Below are 19,776 nucleotides of genomic sequence, written 5' to 3'. Positions count from 1 at the left end.
AGGGCAGGGCGGACACGGGGCGGGCCGCCGCCTGCGCACTCCGTGCCACTTGCCCGGATCGCCTCAACATAAGAAGATGATGCAGTTTCCCACTGCGGTGGCCGGCCAGAGACCCGGCTGCCGCCCGACATGCCAGTGACAGCCACCCGCCCGAACCTCTTCTTTGTCGGCCTGATGGGGGCCGGCAAGACCACCGTCGGCCGAACCGTGGCCCGGCGCCTGAACTATCCCTTCTTCGATTCGGACCACGAACTCGAGGCGCGTTGCGGCGTGCGGATCCCGATCATCTTCGAGCACGAAGGCGAAGCGGGCTTCCGCGACCGCGAGGCGCACATGATCGACGAGCTGAGCCAGCGCAGCGGCATCGTGCTGGCCACCGGCGGCGGCGCGGTGCTGCGCCCGGAAAACCGGGCCCACCTGAAGGCGCGCGGCACCGTGGTCTACCTGCGCGCCAGTCCGCACGACCTGTGGCTGCGCACGCGCCACGACCGCAACCGCCCGCTGCTGCAGACCGCCGACCCCAAGGGCCGGCTCGAGGCGCTCTATGGCGAGCGCGACCCGCTCTACCGCGAGGTGGCGGATTTCATCATCGAAACCGGCAAGCCCTCGGTGGCCCAGCTTGCTAATATGGTGTTGATGCAACTTGAAATGGCCGGTTTCAGCGTGGCCGCCGAAGAGCCGGGCGAGCCCGGGCAGGACGACGGCGAAAGCGCGGACGCACAACCGGCGCAGGACCGGAATCACGATGATCACCCTTGAAGTCGACCTGGGGGAGCGCAGCTACCCCATCCACATCGGCACCGGCCTGCTCGACCAGGCCGAGCTGCTGCGCCCCCACGTGCGCGGCACCCACGCCGTCATCGTCACCAACGAGACGGTCGGCCCGCTCTACGCGGCCCGGGTCGAGGCCACGCTGGCCGCGCTCGGCAAGACCGTGCGCACCGTGACCCTGCCCGACGGCGAAGCCTTCAAGCAGTGGGAAACGCTCAACCTGATCTTCGACGCGCTGCTCAAGGCGGGCGCCGACCGCAAGACCACGCTGGTCGCCCTCGGCGGCGGCGTGGTCGGGGACATGACCGGGTTTGCGGCGGCCTGCTACATGCGTGGCGTGCCGTTCGTGCAGATGCCCACCACGCTGCTGGCCCAGGTGGACTCCTCGGTGGGCGGCAAGACCGGCATCAACCATCCGCTCGGCAAGAACATGATCGGCGCGTTCCACCAGCCCAACGCGGTGATCGCCGACATCGACACGCTGCGCACGCTGCCCGGGCGCGAGCTGGCCGCCGGCCTGGCCGAGGTGATCAAGCACGGCGCCATCGCCGATGCCGAGTACTTCGGCTGGATCGAGCGCAATATCCGCGCGCTCAACGCCTGCGACCCCGACCTCATGGCGCTCGCCGTGCAGCGCTCGTGCGAGATCAAGGCCGCCGTGGTGGCCCAGGACGAGCGCGAAGGCGGCCTGCGCGCCATCCTCAATTTCGGCCACACCTTCGGCCATGCCATCGAGGCCGGCATGGGCTACGGCGAGTGGCTGCACGGCGAAGCCGTGGGCTGCGGCATGGCGATGGCGGCCGACCTGTCGCACCGGCTCGGCTTCATCGATACCGAGACGCGCGCGCGCGTGGTGCAGCTCACGCGCGCGGCCATGCTGCCCGTGGTGGCGCCGGAACTCGGCACCGACCGCTACATCGAACTGATGAAAGTGGACAAGAAGGCAGAAGCCGGCAGCGTCAAGTTCATCCTGCTCAGGAAGCTGGGCGAAGCCTTCATCACCACCGTGCCGGACGCCGACCTGCGCGCTACGCTGCAGCACGCGGTGCTGCGGCCGCCCACCGAGGCGCCGGTCGCCTGACGCGATCGGTTGTGCCTCGCAACCCCGGCCGGCGGCGCGAGCCGCGGCCGGATGCCGACCGGATTGCCGCATGACCGACCTCGAAAGCCACCTCGCCCCGTATGCCGCCCGCTCCGCGCTGTCGCGCGGGCGCGTGCATGCCGAAGCGCCATCCTCCTCGCGCAGCGAGTTCCAGCGCGACCGCGACCGTGTCATTCACAGCACGGCCTTTCGCCGGCTCGAGTACAAGACCCAGGTTTTCGTCAACCATGAAGGCGACCTGTTCCGCACCCGGCTCACGCACAGCCTGGAAGTGGCCCAGATCGCCCGCTCGATCGCGCGCAACCTGCGCCTGAACGAGGACCTGGTCGAAGCCATCTCGCTGGCGCACGACCTCGGCCACACGCCCTTCGGCCACGCCGGGCAGGACGCGCTGAACACCTGCATGAAGAACCACGGCGGCTTCGAGCACAACCTGCAGAGCCTGCTGGTGGTGGACGAGCTGGAGGAGCGCTACGGCGGCTTCGACGGCCTGAACCTGACCTTCGAGACGCGCGAGGGCGTGCTCAAGCACTGCTCGCGCGTCAATGCCTCGGCGCTGGGCGAGCTGGGCCGGCGCTTCCTGGAGGGCGCGCAGCCCTCGCTGGAAGCGCAGCTGGCCAACCTGGCCGACGAGATCGCCTACAACAACCACGATATCGACGACGGCCTGCGTTCGGGCCTGCTCACGCTCGAGCAGATGGACGAAGTGCCGATGTGGCGCCGCCACCACGCCGAGGCGATGGCCGCCTTCCCCGGCATCAACGGCCGGCGCGCCATCAACGAGACCGTCCGGCGCATGATCAACACCCTGATCGTCGACCTGATCGAGACCACCGGCCGCAACATCGCCGCGGCCAATCCGCGCAATATCGAGGCGGTGCGCGCCGCCGGCCCGCTGGTGGCCTTCAGCGACCCGGTGCGCGAGGAGGCCGCCGAGCTCAAGCGCTTCCTGTTCCGCCACCTGTACCGCCATTACCTGGTGATGCGCATGTCGGCCAAGGCGCAGCGCATCATCACCGACCTGTTCGACGCCTTCATGGGCGACCCGCGGCTGCTGCCGCCGCAGTACCAGGCCGGGCAGGGGCGCGACCAGTCGCGCCTGATCGCGCATTACATCGCCGGCATGACGGACCGCTACGCGATCCGCGAGCACCGCCGCATCTTTGCCGTCCACGAGGGCGGCGACTAAACGCCGCGCGCACGGGGCTGGGCATCCCGGCAAATTGGGGACGGATCAGCGCGCGCCTGCGCTATCATCGGGTTTTGTCCGCGCGCCGTCGGCGCGGGCTTCCGATTCCAGGCGTTCCTCCTCATGGCCCGACTTCCCCGTTTTTCGCCCACCGGCCTGCCAGCCCTTGTGCTGCAACGCGGCAACAACCGCCAGCCGGTCTTCCTCGGCCCCGACGACTATCTCCATTACCTGGACTGCCTGCGCATGGCGGCCCGCGAGCACGACCTGGCCATCCACGCCTATGCGCTGCGGCCCAACCACGTCCACCTGGTCGCCACGCCGCGCCAGGCCGACTCGCTGAGCCTGACCATGCAGGCGATCGGGCGTCGCTACGCGCGCTATTTCAACCGCGCCGCGGGACGCACCGGCACGCTGTGGGACGGCCGTTTCCGCTCCGCGGTGTTCGATCCGGCGGCGTGGATGCTGCCGGCCATGCTGTACGTGGAGGGCAATGCGGTGCGCGCGGGCGAGGTCACGCAGCCCGAGGCGGACCGCTGGAGCAGCTACCGCCATCACGCCGGCATCGAGGCCAGCCCCTTTGTGAGCGATCACTCTGCCTACTGGGCACTCGGCAATACGCCGTTCGAGCGGCAGTCCAACTACCGGTCGGTGGCAGCCGACGGCCTGTCGTCGTCCTCGCTGGCGACGCTGCGCAGCCATGCGCACAGCGGCTGGCCGCTCGGCGACGCAGCCTTCCTGGCCCAGCTCGAGCGCCAGGGCACGCGCCGCGTGCAGCCGTTGCCGAAGGGGCGGCCGGCGGGGCGCAGCGCGGGCGGCGCCGATCCCGAACCCAGCGCTGCGTAGGCGGCGCGCCGGGACGGTGCATTCGTGTGCGCAAAACATCTCGCCATGCACCATGAAATAATATGTCCCCAATTAAAGACCATCCCGTTTGTGGTGCGAGCTTAAATATGTTCTGACCCCATTTAAATTTTTTGCGAGACTCGGATGATTCTTTTATAGTTCCTCCACCCACATTCATTGTGCGGCGCGTCACGCTTGCGTACGCCGCTGCGGCCCCGCTGTCCCTCTCGTCATCCCGCTCCCGGCTCCGGCCGGCCCAGGTGGCAGAGTGCGGCCCCCGTTCCGGTCTGCCCTGCTGGCTGCGCAGCCCTCACCGGAATCAAGCCCGTGGACCAATCGCAATCCCAATCGAAGCCAACGCTGGCGCAGGCCGCAGAGTCCGCCGCCACGCACGCGCCCGCCTCGCTTCCGCAAGCCCAGGGCATGTACGACCCCGCCAATGAAAAAGACGCGTGCGGCGTCGGCATGGTCGCCCACATCAAGGGCAAGAAGAGCCACGAGATCGTCCTGCAGGGCCTGAAGATCCTGGAGAACCTCGACCACCGCGGCGCGGTCGGCGCGGATGCGCTGATGGGCGACGGCGCGGGCATCCTGATCCAGATCCCGGACCAGTTCTACCGCGAGGAGATGGCCAGGCAAGGCGTGACCCTGCCGCCGTCCGGCGAGTACGGCGTGGGCATGATCTTCCTGCCCAAGGAACACGCTTCGCGCCTGGCCTGCGAGCAGGAGCTCGAGCGCACCGTGCGCCTGGAAGGCCAGGTCGTGCTGGGCTGGCGCGACGTGCCGGTGGACTGCAACATGCCGATGTCCCCGACCGTGCGCAAGACCGAGCCGGTGATCCGCCAGATCTTCATCGGGCGCGGCCGCGACATCATGACCACGGACGCGCTGGAACGTAAGCTCTACGTGATCCGCAAGACCGCCAGCCACGCCATCCAGGCGCTCAAGCTCAAGCACGGCAAGGAATACTTCGTGCCGTCGATGTCGGCGCGCACGGTGGTGTACAAGGGTCTGCTGCTGGCCAACCAGGTCGGCGAGTACTACCTCGACCTGCAGGATCCGCGCGCCGTCTCGGCCCTGGCCCTGGTGCACCAGCGCTTCTCCACCAACACCTTCCCGGCCTGGGAACTGGCCCACCCGTACCGCATGGTCGCCCACAACGGCGAAATCAACACGGTCAAGGGCAACGTGAACTGGGTCAACGCGCGCACCGGCGCGATCTCCTCGCCGGTGCTCGGCGACGACCTGCCCAAGCTGTGGCCGCTGATCTATCCCGGCCAGTCGGACACCGCTTCGTTCGACAACTGCCTCGAGCTGCTGACGATGGCGGGCTATCCGCTCGTCCACGCGATGATGATGATGATCCCGGAAGCCTGGGAACAGCACACGCTGATGGACGACAACCGCCGCGCCTTCTACGAATACCACGCCGCCATGATGGAGCCGTGGGACGGCCCCGCCGCGATCTGCTTCACCGACGGCCGCCAGATCGGCGCCACGCTCGACCGCAACGGCCTGCGCCCGGCACGCTTCTACGTGACCGAGGACGACGTCGTGGTGCTGGCCTCGGAAGCCGGCGTGCTGCCGTTCCCCGAGTCGCGCATCGTGCAGAAGTGGCGCCTGCAGCCGGGCAAGATGTTCCTGATCGACATGGAGCAGGGCCGCATCATCGACGACAAGGAGCTCAAGGACAACCTGGCCAACGCCAAGCCGTACAAGAGCTGGATCGACGCCGTGCGCATCAAGCTCGACGAGCTCGAAGCCAAGCCCGAGGACGTGGCCGCAGAGAAGAAGCCCGATGCGCGCCTGCTGGACCGCCAGCAAGCGTTCGGCTACACGCAGGAAGACGTCAAGTTCCTGATGGCGCCGATGGCGCTGTCCGGCGAGGAAGCCACCGGCTCGATGGGCAACGACAGCCCGCTGGCCGTGCTCTCGTCCAAGAACAAGACGCTGTACCACTACTTCAAGCAGCTGTTCGCCCAGGTCACCAACCCGCCGATCGACCCGATCCGCGAGAACATGGTGATGTCGCTGGTGTCGTTCATCGGCCCCAAGCCCAACCTGCTCGAGCTCAACAACATCAACCCGCCGATGCGCCTCGAGGTGTCCCAGCCCGTGCTGGACTTCAAGGACATCGCCAAGATCCGCAACATCGAGCACTACACCGGCGGCAAGTTCCGTTCGTACGAGCTGAACATCTGCTATCCGAAGGCCTGGGGCAAGGAAGGCATCGAAGCCCGCCTGGCCTCGCTGTGCGCCGAAGCGGTGGACGCCGTGCGCTCGGGCTACAACATCCTGATCGTGTCGGACCGCCGCGTGGACGCCGAGCACGTCGCCATTCCCGCGCTGCTGGCCACCTCGGCCATCCACCACCACCTGGTGGACAAGGGCCTGCGCACCTCGGCCGGCCTGGTGGTGGAAACCGGCACCGCGCGCGAAGTGCATCACTTCGCCCTGCTGGCCGGCTACGGCGCCGAAGCCGTGCACCCCTACCTGGCGATGGAAACGCTGGCCGACATGGCGCAAGGCCTGTCCGGCGACCTCTCGCCCGAGAAGGCGGTCAAGAACTTCGTCAAGGCGATCGGCAAGGGCCTGCAGAAGGTGATGTCCAAGATGGGCATCTCCACCTACATGTCGTACACCGGTGCGCAGATCTTCGAAGCCATCGGCCTGTCGCGCGAACTGGTGCAGAAGTACTTCCACGGCACGGCGTCGAACGTCGAAGGCATCGGTATCTTCGAAGTGGCCGAGGAAGCGCTGCGCCTGCACCACGACGCCTTCGGCGACAACCCGGTGCTGGAAAACATGCTCGAGACCGGCGGCGAGTACGCCTTCCGCATCCGCGGCGAAGAGCACATGTGGACGCCGGATTCGGTGGCCAAGCTGCAGCACGCCGTGCGTGCCGACGACGGCCGCGGCGCATACCAGACCTACAAGGAATACGCCAACATCATCAACGACCAGAGCCGCCGCCACATGACGCTGCGCGGCCTGTTCGAGTTCAAGGTCGACCCGGCGCGCGCGATCGCGCTGGAAGAAGTGGAGCCAGCCAAGGAGATCGTCAAGCGCTTTGCCACCGGCGCCATGTCGCTGGGCTCGATCTCGACCGAAGCCCACGCCACGCTGGCGGTGGCCATGAACCGCATCGGCGGCAAGTCCAACACCGGCGAAGGCGGCGAGGACGAGAAGCGCTACCGCAACGAACTGCGCGGCATTCCCATCAAGCAGGGCGACACCATGCAGGGCCTGCTGGGGCCGGACGCCGTGGTGCGCGACCTGGAACTGCAGGCCGGTGACTCGCTGCGCTCGAAGATCAAGCAGGTGGCCTCGGGCCGGTTCGGCGTGACCGCCGAATACCTGGCCTCGGCCGACCAGATCCAGATCAAGATGGCGCAGGGCGCCAAGCCCGGCGAGGGTGGCCAGCTGCCCGGCCACAAGGTGTCGGACTACATCGGCAAGCTGCGCTACTCGGTGCCCGGCGTCGGCCTGATCTCGCCGCCGCCCCACCACGACATCTACTCGATCGAGGACCTGGCGCAGCTGATCCACGACCTGAAGAACGTCAACCCGGTGTCCGACATCTCGGTCAAGCTGGTGTCCGAAGTGGGCGTGGGCACCGTGGCCGCCGGCGTGGCCAAGGCCAAGGCCGACCACGTGGTGATCGCCGGCCATGACGGCGGCACCGGCGCCTCGCCGCTGTCGTCGATCAAGCATGCCGGCACGCCGTGGGAACTGGGCCTCGCCGAGACCCAGCAGACCCTGATGCTCAACGGCCTGCGCAACCGCATCCGCGTGCAGGCCGACGGCCAGATGAAGACCGGCCGCGACGTGGTCATCGGCGCGCTGCTGGGCGCCGACGAGTTCGGCTTCGCCACCGCGCCGCTGGTGGCCGAAGGCTGCATCATGATGCGCAAGTGCCACCTGAACACCTGCCCGGTGGGCGTGGCCACGCAGGACCCGGCGCTGCGCAAGAAATTCCAGGGCAAGCCCGAGCACGTGGTGAATTTCTTCTTCTTCATCGCCGAAGAAGCCCGCGAGATCATGGCGCAACTGGGCATCCGCACCTTCGACGAGCTGATCGGCCGTGCCGACCTGCTCGACACCAAGCCCGGCATCGAGCACTGGAAGGCGCGCGGCCTCGATTTCTCGCGCGTGTTCTACCAGGCGCCGTTCCCGGCCGAGGTGCCGCGCTTCCATACCGACCGCCAGGACCACGGCCTGTCGGTCGAAGCCGGCAAGGCGCTCGATCACGTGCTGATCGCCAAGGCGCGCCCGGCCATCGACAAGGGCGAGCGCGTGTCGTTCATCCAGCCGGTCAAGAACGTCAACCGCACCGTCGGCGCGATGCTGTCGGGCGTGGTGGCCAAGCAGTACGGCCATGAAGGCCTGCCCGACGACACCATCCACATCCAGCTGCAAGGCACCGCCGGCCAGTCCTTCGGCGCGTTCCTGGCGCACGGCATCACGCTGGACCTGGTGGGCGACGGCAACGACTACGTCGGCAAGGGCCTGTCGGGCGGCCGCGTGATCGTGCGCGCGCCGCACGAGTTCCGCGGCGATCCGACCCGCAACATCATCGTCGGCAACACGGTGCTGTACGGCGCCATCGCCGGCGAAGCGTTCTTCAACGGCGTGGCCGGCGAGCGCTTCGCGGTGCGCAACTCGGGTGCCGCCGCCGTGGTGGAAGGCACCGGCGACCATGGCTGCGAGTACATGACTGGCGGCACAGTGGTGGTGCTGGGCGGCACCGGGCGCAACTTCGCGGCCGGCATGTCGGGCGGCGTGGCCTACGTCTACGACGAGGACGGCCTGTTCGACAAGCGCTGCAACACCTCGATGGTCGCGCTCGAAGCCGTGCTGGCATCCGCGGACCAGGAAAAAGGCCAGTCGCCCGCTTCCTGGCACAAGGTCGGCGGCAAGCGCCAACTCGACGAAGCCATCCTCAAGGGCCTGATCGAGCAGCACTTCCGCTTCACCGGCTCGGAGCGCGCCAAGGCGCTGCTGGCCGACTGGACCACGGCGCGCCGCAAGTTCGTCAAGGTCTTCCCGACCGAGTACAAGCGCGCCCTGGGCGAGATGTACGCGAAGGAACAGGAAGCCAAGGACAGCGACCGGGAAGCCATCGCGGCCTGACGTTCGGCAGGCGGGGCCCGCGGGCCCGACCAAGCAGGAGCGGCGGCGCAGCCCGCGCCGCCGGCTCACAAGATACTGACCTCACAGCAGGGCCGGCGCATGCGCCGGCCCTGCCCAGCAAGACCAAGGACGCAACATGGGTAAGGCGACTGGCTTTCTCGAATTTCCGCGCCAGAACGAAGGTTACGAGCCCGTAACCAAGCGCGTGAAGCACTACAAGGAATTCGTCTTCGCGCTGTCCGACAGCGAAGCGAAGATCCAGGGCGCGCGCTGCATGGACTGCGGCATCCCGTTCTGCAACAACGGCTGCCCGGTCAACAACATCATCCCCGACTTCAACGACCTGGTGTACCGCCAGGACTGGAAGTCGGCGATCCAGGTGCTGCACCAGACCAACAACTTCCCCGAGTTCACCGGCCGCATCTGCCCGGCCCCGTGCGAGGCCGCCTGCACGCTGGGCATCAACGAGCTGCCGGTCGGCATCAAGTCGATCGAGCACGCCATCATCGACAAGGCCTGGGAAGAAGGCTGGGTCGCGCCGCAGCCGGCCCGGCACAAGACCGGCAAGACCGTGGCCGTGGTCGGCTCCGGCCCCGCCGGCATGGCCGCCGCCCAGCAACTGGCGCGCGCCGGCCACGACGTGACCGTGTTCGAGAAGAACGACCGCATCGGCGGCCTGCTGCGCTACGGCATCCCCGACTTCAAGATGGAGAAGACGCTGATCGACCGCCGCATCGAGCAGATGCAGTCCGAAGGCGTGACTTTCCGCCCCGGCGTGATGGTGACCGACGGCGAACTGCCGGCCGGCATCAAGAACTACGCGCGCGAAACCATCTCGGCGCAGGCGCTGCAGGACCAGTTCGACGCCGTCGTGCTGGCCGGCGGCTCGGAAGTGCCGCGCGACCTGCCCGTGCCCGGCCGCGACCTGGCCGGCGTGCACTACGCGCTGGAATTCCTGATCCCGCAGAACAAGGAAGTCGCCGGCGACGGCCCCAACGACATCCGCGCCGAAGGCAAGCACGTGATCGTGATCGGCGGCGGCGATACGGGTTCCGACTGCGTCGGCACCTCCAACCGCCACGGCGCTGCGTCGGTGGTCCAGTTCGAGCTGCTGCCGCAGCCGCCGGAAGAAGAGAACAAGCCGCTGGTGTGGCCGTACTGGCCGATCAAGCTGCGCACCTCGTCGTCGCACGACGAAGGCTGCGAGCGCGACTGGTCGGTGGCGACCAAGGAATTCATCGGCGAGAACGGCAAGATCACCGCGCTCAAGGCCTGCCGCGTGGAGTGGAAGGACGGCAAGATGCAGGAAGTACCGGACAGCGAGTTCATCCTCAAGGCCGACCTCGTGCTGCTGGCGATGGGCTTCACCAACCCCGTAGGGTCGCTGCTCTCCGCCTTCGGCGTGGACACCGACGCGCGCAAGAATGCACGCGCTTCCACCGAAGGCGAGCGTGCGTATCACACCAACGTGCCCAAGGTGTTTGCCGCCGGCGACGTGCGCCGCGGGCAGTCGCTGGTGGTATGGGCGATTCGCGAAGGGCGCCAGGCGGCGCGGTCGGTGGATGCGTTCCTGATGGGGCATTCGGAATTGCCCCGCTGAGCCTTTTGCGCGCCTTGCCGGCCGTGAGCCGCAGGATGACCCGCCCGGGGGCGTAAACCCCGGGCGGGTTTTTTGTTGCCCGATTGGCCGGTCAGGCGCCCGAGAGCGGGCTCGCGCCCCCGTTCGCATACATGTAATCTCGGCTGGCTCCGGGCGCTGGCTCCAGTATGAAACGTAGCCCGGCACACCCGCGCCCCGGTCCACGACGCCCATCACGAAACCACGAGGGCGCTACGTCGTGGCCGCCCAAGCCGGTAACGGCAGATGACCGGACAAGCAGTGCGCCCGCCATCACAGGTCTGACCCCGAGACCGCTGCCGTCAGCAAGATCGTGGCGGATCGCACCGGTAACGGCAGGATGCCAGCAGAACCACAGGCCCCGCCACGAAACCACCAACAACCGGAAACCCAACGTTTCTGCCCCTGCCGGCCAGGCAGTCCGCTTTCTTTGCCTACTTTCTTTTCGGAAAAAAGAAAGTAGGTCGCTCCGGAGGAGCGAAAGCCTTTGACTTTGAAGCTGACCAAGCCAGAAATCGCCAGGCGCCACTGGTGCAGGCAGGTACCTGAAGAACCCAATCGGCCCAATCCCCCGCCCCACGGCAAACTACAACTCCCTCCCCATCCACACCGCCTCGTCTCCATAAACCGCCAGTTTGGCGGACAGCGCCGCGCCGACCGGCGCAATCTGCTGATATCCGAGCCGGCCCCACCAGCCCGCCGCCGACTGCACCGCCACCAGCCGCGACGAGCGCAGCCCGGCATCGAGCGCCGCTGCCCGCGCCGCCTGGTAAAGCCGCAGAGCCAGGCCTTGCCCCTGTCCGGCAGGCGCCACCGCCATGTCATGCACGAACCAGGTGAGTTCCCCGCCCTCCCAGTCCCTTGCCAGCACGCCGTCGAGCGGTGGCAGGCCGTCCCGTGGCCACATGTGGCTGAACAGGTACGCGGCCAGCGCTTGTGGCCGGCCCGGCGGAGCGGCCACCCAGCAGGTGGCGGGCGAGAGCGCGAGCCGGCTGGCCAGCGCCGCGCCGGACTCGTGCAGTGCGCCTCGGTAGCACTGTGCCTGGATGCCGAGTATGGCGGGCAGGTCGGCGGCCGCCATCGGCCGGAGGATGAATTCGCTCATGGATTCGTTCATGGCGGGCGATTATAGACGGCGCCCGGGCGCGGATTTCCGCCGCGCCGCGCATGCGCACAGGGTTGTCCCGGCTATGGTTAACGTGGTCTGTGCGGCCCAGGCCATTGTTCGTAGAATGGACCGGACAATTAGAACAAAGACTGCCTCGCTCATCCCCTTTTCAGCCGACCCATATGTCACCGGCAACGCCCGTGGCTCGGAGGAATTGATGTCCGAAGTGCGCATTTTTCCGCGACTTTGGCGAGGTAAGGCGAAGTTGCTTCACCCCGCGGCAAGGCCGTCCGGTTTGCTGTCTCCGCTGCAATCGCCGCCGCGATCGCCGCTCCCGCTGCGCGCCGGGCACCGGCCACGCCCGCTGGCGGCCCTGCGCCGTCGGGCGGCGCAGGGCCTGGCCCTTTGCCTCGGCGGCCTGCTGGCGGTTTCCGGCGGCGCCAGCCAGGCCAGGCCAGCCGCGCCGCCGCCGGCCGCCACCCCCACCGCCTACACCCGCCCGATGACGTTTCCCGCGCGCCCGGTCCGCCTGATCGTGCCGTTCCCGGCCGGCGGCGTGCCGGATGCGGTGGCGCGCATGCTGGCCGAGCGGCTGGCGCTGCGCCTGGGCGTGTCGGTGGACGTGGACAACCGGCCCGGCGCGGGCGGCACCACGGCCGGCGACGTGGTGGCCAAGGCCAGCTCCGACGGCCATACGCTGCTGTTCCACCAGGCCACCATGCTGATCCAGCCCGGGCTGGAGCCGGTGCCCTACGACGTGGTGCGCGATTTCACCCCGGTGGCGCGGGTGGCCACCATGCCGCTGTTCCTGGTGATCGACGCGCGCCTGCCGATGCGCACGCCGCAGCAGTGGCTGGGCGCGGTGAAGGCCAGCCCGGCGTCGTACAGCTACGGTTCCGGCCAGGCCGGCAGCCCGTCGCACCTGTATGCGGAATACGCGGTGCATGGCGTACCCAACGGTGTGCCGCTGGTGACGGCCAAGGGAGAGGGCGCGGTGGTGCAGGAGATGCTCGCCGGCCGCATCAGTGCCTGTTTCTGCTCTTACGCGGCGGTGCAGGCCCATGTCCGGAACGGCAACCTGCGCCTGCTGGGCGTGACCGGCATGGCGCGCTCGCCGCTGGCACCCGCCGTGCCCACGCTGCAGGAGTCGGGGCTGGACGGCTATGGCGCGGGTGCCTGGTTCGGCGTGATCGCGCCGGCCAAGACCCCGCACGCCATCGTCGCGCGCCTGGCCGGCGAGCTCGACGCCGTGATGGGCGAGCGCGAGGTGCGCGACCGCCTGCTGGCGGCGGGACTGACGCCGCTGCGGGATTCGCCGGAGGCGTTCGCCACCGCGATCCGTTCCGAGTCGATCCAGTGGCAAGTGATCTTGCGGCAGGCGGGCGGCCCGACCGAGCCATAGACCGGCTTGACGACTCGGTCCGCTAAAAGTGATCCATGAAATTCTTTATCCGCAAAAAGTGATGAAACAATTATTTGCGGCCGATGGATGTGGATTGCCCCACACTGGCCCGGGCACCGCTAGGTAGTAGCCCTTATAATGGCGGACTGCCAAAACGGTGCAAACGTGACGGAATCCGCCTCAAACCTCGTCGAGCTCAACGCTGTCGACTTCGCCTACACGGCGGGCGGCAAGCCTATCCTGTCGGGCCTCAGCATGCGCTTTCCGCGCGGCAAGGTGGTTGCCGTCATGGGCGGCTCCGGCTGCGGCAAGACTACCGTGATGCGCCTGATCGGCGGCCAGGTGCGGCCGCAGCAAGGTGAAGTTTTGTTCAAGGGCGCCAACATCCCGGCGCTGGGCCGCGACGACCTGTATGCCGTGCGGCGCCAGATGGGCATGCTGTTCCAGTTCGGCGCGTTGTTCACCGATCTCTCGGTGTTCGACAACGTAGCCTTCCCCTTGCGCGAACATACCGACCTGCCCGAGTCGATGATCCGCGACCTGGTGCTGATGAAGCTCAACGCGGTCGGCCTGCGCGGCGCGCGCGACCTGATGCCTGCCGAGATCTCCGGCGGCATGGCGCGCCGGGTGGCACTGGCCCGCGCGATCGCGCTGGACCCCACCCTGCTGATGTACGACGAGCCCTTCGCCGGGCTGGACCCGATCTCGCTGGGCCTGACCGCGCGCCTGATCCGCAGCCTCAACGAGGCGCTCGGCGCCACCACCATCATCGTCTCGCACGACGTCAACGAGACCTTCCTGATCGCGGACTACGTGTATTTCATCGCCAACGGCCGCATCGTCGCCGAAGGCGAGCCCGAGGCGCTGCGCGCCTCGGCCGATCCCTTCGTGCACCAGTTCGTCCACGCCGAGGCCGACGGCCCGGTGCCGTTCCACTATCCGGGGCCTTCGCTGGCCGACGACTTCACCGGCGGGGCCCCCCGATGATGGGATTCTTCACGAATATCGGTGCCGCGGTGCGGCGCTCGGTGAGCGGGCTCGGCCACGCCACGCGCATGTTCTTCACGGTGCTGGCGATGTCGCCGGCGCTGCTGCGGCGCTTCCGGCTGGTGAGCGACCAGATCTTCTTCGTCGGCAACCTGTCGCTGGTGATCATCGCCGTATCGGGGCTGTTCGTCGGCTTCGTGCTGGGTTTGCAGGGCTATTACACGCTCAACCGCTACGGCTCGGAGCAGGCGCTCGGCCTGCTGGTGGCGCTGTCGCTGGTGCGCGAACTGGGGCCGGTGGTGACCGCGCTGCTGTTCGCCGGGCGCGCCGGCACCTCGCTGACCGCCGAAATCGGCTTGATGAAGGCCGGCGAACAACTCACCGCCATGGAGATGATGGCGGTGAATCCGCTGCAGCGCGTGATCGCGCCGCGCTTCTGGGCGGGCGTGGTGGCCATGCCGGTGCTGGCCGCGATCTTCAGCGCGGTGGGCATCCTGGGCGGCTACGTGGTCGGCGTGCAGATGATCGGCGTGGACGCCGGCGCGTTCTGGTCGCAGATGCAAAGCGGCGTGGACGTGCGCGCCGACGTGCTCAACGGTGTCATCAAGAGCTTTATTTTCGGGGTCGCGGTGACGTTCATCGCCTTGTACCAGGGTTATGAGGCCAAGCCCACGCCCGAAGGCGTGTCGCGTGCCACCACGCGGACCGTGGTGATTGCCTCGCTGGCGGTGCTGGCGCTGGATTTCCTGCTGACGGCGCTGATGTTCAGCTGAGCCGGCAGGGCCGTTGTCCCATCCGGCCCGTTGCCGCGGTGCAGTATTTGAAGAAGAGACGAGAGATGAAAAGAAATACCCTCGATTTCTGGGTCGGCCTGTTCGTGGTGGCGGGTTTCGTCGCGCTGCTGTTCCTGGCCCTGAAGGCCGGCAACATGAGCTCGCTGTCGTTCCAGGAAACCTATGCCGTGCAGGCGCGCTTCGACAATATCGGCGGCCTCAAGCCGCGCGCGCCAGTCAAGAGCGCCGGGGTGGTGGTGGGCCGCGTGGCGGACATCCGCTTCGACGACAAGACCTACCAGGCCACCGTGTCGCTGAACCTGGAGAAGCGCTACCAGTTTCCCAAGGACACCTCGGCCAAGATCCTCACGTCGGGCCTGCTGGGCGAGCAGTACATCGGCCTCGAGGCCGGCGGCGACACCGCCATGCTGGCCGACGGCGGGCGCATCACCATGACGCAGTCGGCCGTGGTGCTGGAAAACCTGATTGGGCAGTTCCTGTACAACAAAGCCGCGGACGCAGGTGCCGGCGGCGGCAATAACGCGGGCGGCGGCGCGGCGAGCGCACCCGCGGGGGGATTGAAATGAGCGGCAAAGGTGTCCCTGCGCAATGGCGCGGGGGACGGAAATGGTGGATGGCGGCTGCGGCCGCTTTCTTGATGGCGGGCTGCGCGACCGGGCCCACGGCGAATCCGAAAGACCCCATCGAGCCGTTCAACCGCCAGGTCATGCGCGTCAATGACGGCGTCGACAAGGTTGTGCTCAAGCCGGTCGCGCAGGTCTATGCCGACTACGTTCCCTCGCCGATCCGCACCGCGATCGACAACGCGTTCTCCAACGTCAGCGACGTCTATTCGGCCATCAACAATCTGCTGCAGGGCAAGCCCACGCGCGCCGCGGAAGACACCATGCGCGTGGCCATCAACAGCGTGCTGGGCATCGGCGGCCTGATCGACATCGCCACGCCGGCCGGCCTGCCCAAGTACAAGGAAGACTTCGGCCAGACCCTGGGCGTGTGGGGCGTGCCGGCCGGCCCGTACCTGGTGCTGCCCCTGTTCGGGCCGAGCACGGTGCGCGACACCGCCGGCATGCTGGTGGACCGCCAGATGGATCCGCTGGCTTACCTGGATCCGGTCTGGGCCCGCAATACGCTGACCGGGGTGCGCATCGTCAGCACGCGCGCCTCGCTGCTGAGCGCGTCGAACCTGATCGAGGAAGCCGCGCTGGACAAGTACAGCTTCCTGCGCGACGCCTACCTGCAGCGCCGCGAGTACCAGATCTACGACGGCAATCCGCCGCAGAGCGACGAGGACGGCGCGCCGTCGGCGCCGCCGGCCGATGCCCAGCAGGAAAACCAGGCGCTGCCCACGCCGCCGGTGCAGATGCCGCCCGGCATCCGCTTTCCGCGCTGAGCGCCCCCGGCGCGCGCGCCGTGCCACGTGACACGGCTGTGAGCGCTGCAACAAGATGTTTGGATGTGGCGCCGGAAGCTTCGGCGCCGCGAACTCCCCGGGTGCGCCCGACTCCAACCGGGCGTGACCACTACCGGTCCCGGGGTCGGGAAGGCCGGAAATGCCGGAAATGCCGGGAATGCCGGGAATGCCGGGATACGCAGGCACGCCGCGCCGCGGCTTGTCCTGCGTTCGATTGACAAGGAAGAAGATAATGATGAAGCGACTGTTGCTGCCTTTTCTTGCTGTTGCTGCCTTTGCCAGCGCCGCCCACGCCCAGACGCAGGATGCCAGCACGCCCGACGGGCTGGTCAAGGCCGTGGTCAACGACGTGATGGCCACGGTGCGGTCCGACAAGGACATGCAGGCCGGCAATATCAGCAAGATCTCGGCGCTGGTCGAGCAGAAGATCCTGCCCAACGCGGATTTCCAGCGCACCACCCAGATCGCCATGGGCCGCAACTGGTCCAAGGCCACGCCGGAACAGCAAAAGCAGATCGCCGATGAGTTCAAGACGCTGCTGATCCGTACCTATTCGGGCGCGATCGCGCAGATCCGCGACCAGCAGGTGCAGTTCCGCCCGTACCGCGGCGCGCCGGACGATACCGATGCCACCATCCGCACCCAGGTCATCAACAAAGGCGACCCGATCCAGCTGGACTACCGCCTCGAGAAGACCCCGCAAGGCTGGAAGGTCTATGACATCAACGTGCTGGGCGCGTGGCTCACGGAGGCCTACAAGGGCAGCTTCAACACCATCGTCGGCCAGCAGGGCGTGGAAGGCGTGATCAAGACGCTGCAGGACCGCAACCGCCAGCTCGCCAACGCCAAGAACTGAAACGGAAGCGCACGCAGCCGCGGCCTGCCGCAAAAAGCAGGTTGCGGCGCAACATGGACGGGCGAAGTGTTTTACAATGGACACTCCCGCCAAAACAGCGGGAGCGTTTTTTGGCCTTTTGGGCTTTCCCGTCTTTTTCCGTCTTTTGCCGCCGTCGAGGCGCCCTGTCCGGACCCTGCGCACTTCCCGATGCTCTCGCTCGATACCTCGCTGACCAACCGCAACGCCGCCGCCGTGCTGCGTGACGGGCTGGCTCGCCTGGCCCAGGGCGAGGACCGGGTGGACTGCAGCGCGCTGGCCCAGGTGGATTCGGCCGCGGTCGCGGTGCTGCTGGCCTGGCAGCGCGATGCCGCCAGCCGCGGGCGGGCGCTGTCCTTCGTCGGCGTGCCGGCGCAACTGGCCCAGCTGGCCGCGCTGTACGGCGTCGATTCCCTGCTGCAACTGGCGCCCGCGGCGGGCGCCAGGGCGCCGCAGGCCGCCTCCCACCAGGCTTCCCACCGACATTGAACCGGCATCCATGGCAGGCAGCCGAGCCGGCGCCTGCCACTGCGATGCCCGGGCGATGGCACGCGCCACGCCTCGCGCACACAGCGGGACTGCTCCCGCATCCCCTATAATTCCGGGTTGTTCGACCGTTCCGGCACAAAAGGCACGGACCAGACGCAAGACCCGGTCGAAGCACCCAGGCGGTCCCCGCCATTTCAAGGAGGCCGGCGCGCGAGCCCGCAGCCCGCAGCGCCTGCCAAACAGTATCCGGCCATGAAAGCCATCGAACTCACCGACGTTCGCAAGCGCTACCGCAACCTGCAAGCGCTCAAGGGCGTCAGCTTCACCGTCGAGCGCGGCGAATTCTTCGGCCTGCTCGGCCCCAACGGCGCCGGCAAGACCACGCTGATCTCCATTCTCGCGGGCCTGAACCGCGCCGATTCGGGCAGCGTCAGCGTGCTTGGCCACGATGTCGTGTCCGATTACCGGCTGGCACGCCGCATGCTGGGCGTGGTGCCGCAGGAACTGGTCTTCGATCCCTTCTTCACCGTGCGCGAGACGCTGCGCCTGCAGTCGGGCTATTTCGGCCTGACCCGCAACGACGACTGGATCGACGAGATCATGGCCAACCTGGATCTCACCAGCAAGGCCGACAGCAACATGCGCCAGCTCTCCGGCGGCATGAAGCGCCGCGTGCTGGTGGCGCAGGCGCTGGTGCACCGCCCCCCGGTGATCGTGCTCGACGAGCCGACCGCCGGCGTGGACGTGGAACTGCGCCAGACGCTGTGGAAGTTCATCTCGCGCCTGAACCGCGAAGGCCACACCATCATCCTCACCACGCACTACCTGGAAGAGGCCGAGGCGCTGTGCGACCGCATCGCCATGCTCAAGTTCGGCGAGGTGGTGGCGCTGGACCGCACCAGCAGCCTGCTGAACCAGTTTGCCGGCCTGCAGCTTGCGCTGACATTTTCCCGTGGTACCTTGCCGCCCGCGCTGGAGCCGCTGCGCATGCCCGCCAACCCGGGCGAGCGCGCGGTGCGCCTGCGCCTGTCCGGCTTTCCGGCGGTCGAGCCCATCCTGGCCGCCTGCCGCGAAGCCGGCTGCGAGATCGAAGACATGGAAATCAACAAGGCAGACCTGGAGGACGTGTTCGTGCAGATCATGCGCCGCGAAGGCCATATGCCCGGCGCGCTGCCGGATACGGCGGTGGAGGCCGCAGCATGAAGATGCCGACCGAATTCGACAGCGCGCCCGACGCCCTCAACGCGCACCTGGCGCCGATGGCGGTGGGCGGCCTGGTGGGCTTCCGCACGCTGCTCTACAAGGAAGTGCTGCGTTTCTGGAAGGTCAGCTTCCAGACCGTGGCCGCGCCGGTGCTCACGGCGATCCTGTACCTGCTGATCTTCGGCCACGTGCTGGAAGACCGCGTGAAGGTGTACGACCAGATCAGCTACACCGCCTTCCTGGTGCCCGGCCTGGTGATGATGAGCGTGCTGCAGAACGCCTTCGCCAACAGCTCGTCGTCGCTGATCCAGTCCAAGATCACCGGCAACCTGGTGTTCATCATGCTGCCGCCGCTGTCCCACTGGGAGATGTTCGGCGCCTACGTGGTGGCTTCGGTGGTGCGCGGGCTGGCCGTGGGCCTGGGCGTGCTGCTGGTGACCGCCTGGTTCGCCCACCTGCATTTCGCCTACATCGGCTGGATCCTGGCGTTCGCGCTGCTGGGCGCGGCCATCCTCGGCACGCTGGGGCTGATCGCCGGCATCTGGGCGGAGAAGTTCGACCAGCTCGCCGCGTTCCAGAATTTCCTGATCATGCCGGCCACCTTCCTGTCCGGCGTGTTCTACTCGATCCACTCGCTGCCCCCGTTCTGGCAGGCGGTGTCGCACGCCAACCCGTTCTTCTACATGATCGACGGTTTCCGCTACGGCTTCTTCGGCGTCTCCGACGTGGCGCCGGCGTACAGCCTGGCGGTGGTGGGCACGGCCTTCGTCGTGCTCGCGGCCGTCGCGCTGCGCATGCTCAAGAGCGGCTACAAGCTGCGCCACTGAACTCCGCCCTCAGCCAACCCGC

At 67.7% G+C, this 19,776-nt stretch carries 16 protein-coding genes; 15 read left to right on the top strand and 1 reads right to left on the bottom strand.

Annotated elements, in window-relative coordinates; genetic code table 11:
- Window positions 1-174: 174 nt before the first annotated feature.
- The 6 genes from ACKI2N_RS17865 (at window position 175) to ACKI2N_RS17840 (ending at window position 10,641) form a co-directional block, all read left to right on the top strand.
- The gene (locus ACKI2N_RS17865) at window positions 175-759 is read left to right on the top strand and encodes a shikimate kinase (RefSeq protein ID WP_420994509.1); all 585 of its coding nucleotides are present in this window, start codon (window positions 175-177) and stop codon (window positions 757-759) included.
- Window positions 746-1,852 (top strand): 3-dehydroquinate synthase, encoded by a 1,107-nt coding sequence (gene aroB / locus ACKI2N_RS17860; RefSeq protein WP_420994451.1) that lies wholly within the window; start codon window positions 746-748, stop codon window positions 1,850-1,852. Before ACKI2N_RS17865 ends, aroB begins: the two co-directional genes overlap by 14 nt.
- 70 nt (window positions 1,853-1,922) lie before the next feature.
- Entirely contained in the window at window positions 1,923-3,062 is a 1,140-nt protein-coding gene (locus ACKI2N_RS17855; RefSeq protein ID WP_420994450.1) for a deoxyguanosinetriphosphate triphosphohydrolase, read from the top strand.
- Between the two features lie 123 nt (window positions 3,063-3,185).
- Window positions 3,186-3,908: a transposase gene (locus ACKI2N_RS17850; protein ID WP_420994449.1), complete on the top strand. Its 723-nt coding sequence runs from the start codon at window positions 3,186-3,188 to the stop codon at window positions 3,906-3,908.
- A 423-nt stretch (window positions 3,909-4,331) separates the two neighbouring features.
- The gene (locus tag ACKI2N_RS17845; RefSeq protein WP_420994508.1) at window positions 4,332-9,041 is read left to right on the top strand and encodes a glutamate synthase-related protein; all 4,710 of its coding nucleotides are present in this window, start codon (window positions 4,332-4,334) and stop codon (window positions 9,039-9,041) included.
- A 136-nt stretch (window positions 9,042-9,177) separates the two neighbouring features.
- The gene (locus ACKI2N_RS17840; RefSeq protein WP_420994448.1) at window positions 9,178-10,641 is read left to right on the top strand and encodes a glutamate synthase subunit beta; all 1,464 of its coding nucleotides are present in this window, start codon (window positions 9,178-9,180) and stop codon (window positions 10,639-10,641) included.
- A gap of 604 nt (window positions 10,642-11,245) precedes the next feature.
- Here ACKI2N_RS17840 and ACKI2N_RS17835 read toward each other — a convergent pair.
- Window positions 11,246-11,764 carry a GNAT family N-acetyltransferase gene (locus ACKI2N_RS17835; protein WP_420994447.1) on the bottom strand — a complete coding sequence of 173 codons (519 nt, stop codon included), beginning with the start codon at window positions 11,762-11,764 and terminating at the stop codon, window positions 11,246-11,248.
- A 220-nt stretch (window positions 11,765-11,984) separates the two neighbouring features.
- Between ACKI2N_RS17835 and ACKI2N_RS17830 the strand changes: the two genes are divergently transcribed.
- From ACKI2N_RS17830 to ACKI2N_RS17790, 9 genes are all read left to right on the top strand, one after another.
- Entirely contained in the window at window positions 11,985-13,169 is a 1,185-nt protein-coding gene (locus ACKI2N_RS17830) for a Bug family tripartite tricarboxylate transporter substrate binding protein (protein ID WP_420994446.1), read from the top strand.
- A gap of 165 nt (window positions 13,170-13,334) precedes the next feature.
- Window positions 13,335-14,156, top strand: a complete 822-nt coding sequence (locus tag ACKI2N_RS17825) for an ABC transporter ATP-binding protein (protein ID WP_420994445.1) — start codon at window positions 13,335-13,337, stop codon at window positions 14,154-14,156.
- A complete protein-coding gene (gene mlaE, locus ACKI2N_RS17820) occupies window positions 14,153-14,929 on the top strand; it encodes a lipid asymmetry maintenance ABC transporter permease subunit MlaE (RefSeq protein WP_420994444.1) in 777 nt (258 codons plus the stop codon). The genes ACKI2N_RS17825 and mlaE overlap by 4 nt, the downstream gene beginning before the upstream one ends.
- 65 nt (window positions 14,930-14,994) lie before the next feature.
- Window positions 14,995-15,516, top strand: a complete 522-nt coding sequence (gene mlaD, locus ACKI2N_RS17815) for an outer membrane lipid asymmetry maintenance protein MlaD (RefSeq protein WP_420994443.1) — start codon at window positions 14,995-14,997, stop codon at window positions 15,514-15,516.
- Window positions 15,517-15,563: 47 nt separating this feature from the next.
- Entirely contained in the window at window positions 15,564-16,340 is a 777-nt protein-coding gene (locus ACKI2N_RS17810; protein WP_420994442.1) for a VacJ family lipoprotein, read from the top strand.
- Between the two features lie 253 nt (window positions 16,341-16,593).
- Entirely contained in the window at window positions 16,594-17,217 is a 624-nt protein-coding gene (locus ACKI2N_RS17805) for an MlaC/ttg2D family ABC transporter substrate-binding protein (protein WP_420994441.1), read from the top strand.
- Window positions 17,218-17,406: 189 nt separating this feature from the next.
- Window positions 17,407-17,724 (top strand): STAS domain-containing protein, encoded by a 318-nt coding sequence (locus ACKI2N_RS17800; RefSeq protein WP_420994440.1) that lies wholly within the window; start codon window positions 17,407-17,409, stop codon window positions 17,722-17,724.
- 252 nt (window positions 17,725-17,976) lie between these two features.
- Complete coding sequence (locus ACKI2N_RS17795; RefSeq protein ID WP_420994439.1) at window positions 17,977-18,927, top strand: ABC transporter ATP-binding protein; 951 nt, start codon at window positions 17,977-17,979, stop codon at window positions 18,925-18,927.
- A gap of 56 nt (window positions 18,928-18,983) precedes the next feature.
- Window positions 18,984-19,754: an ABC transporter permease gene (locus tag ACKI2N_RS17790; protein ID WP_043365920.1), complete on the top strand. Its 771-nt coding sequence runs from the start codon at window positions 18,984-18,986 to the stop codon at window positions 19,752-19,754.
- The last annotated feature ends 22 nt before the right edge of the window (window positions 19,755-19,776 follow it).

The sequence above is a fragment of the Cupriavidus sp. 30B13 genome, from assembly GCF_049059565.2.
In the GTDB taxonomy this organism is placed as follows: Bacteria; Pseudomonadota; Gammaproteobacteria; order Burkholderiales; family Burkholderiaceae; genus Cupriavidus.
The sequence above is the reverse complement of the archived record's forward strand: the minus strand, read 5'-3'. Positions and strand labels throughout refer to the sequence as shown.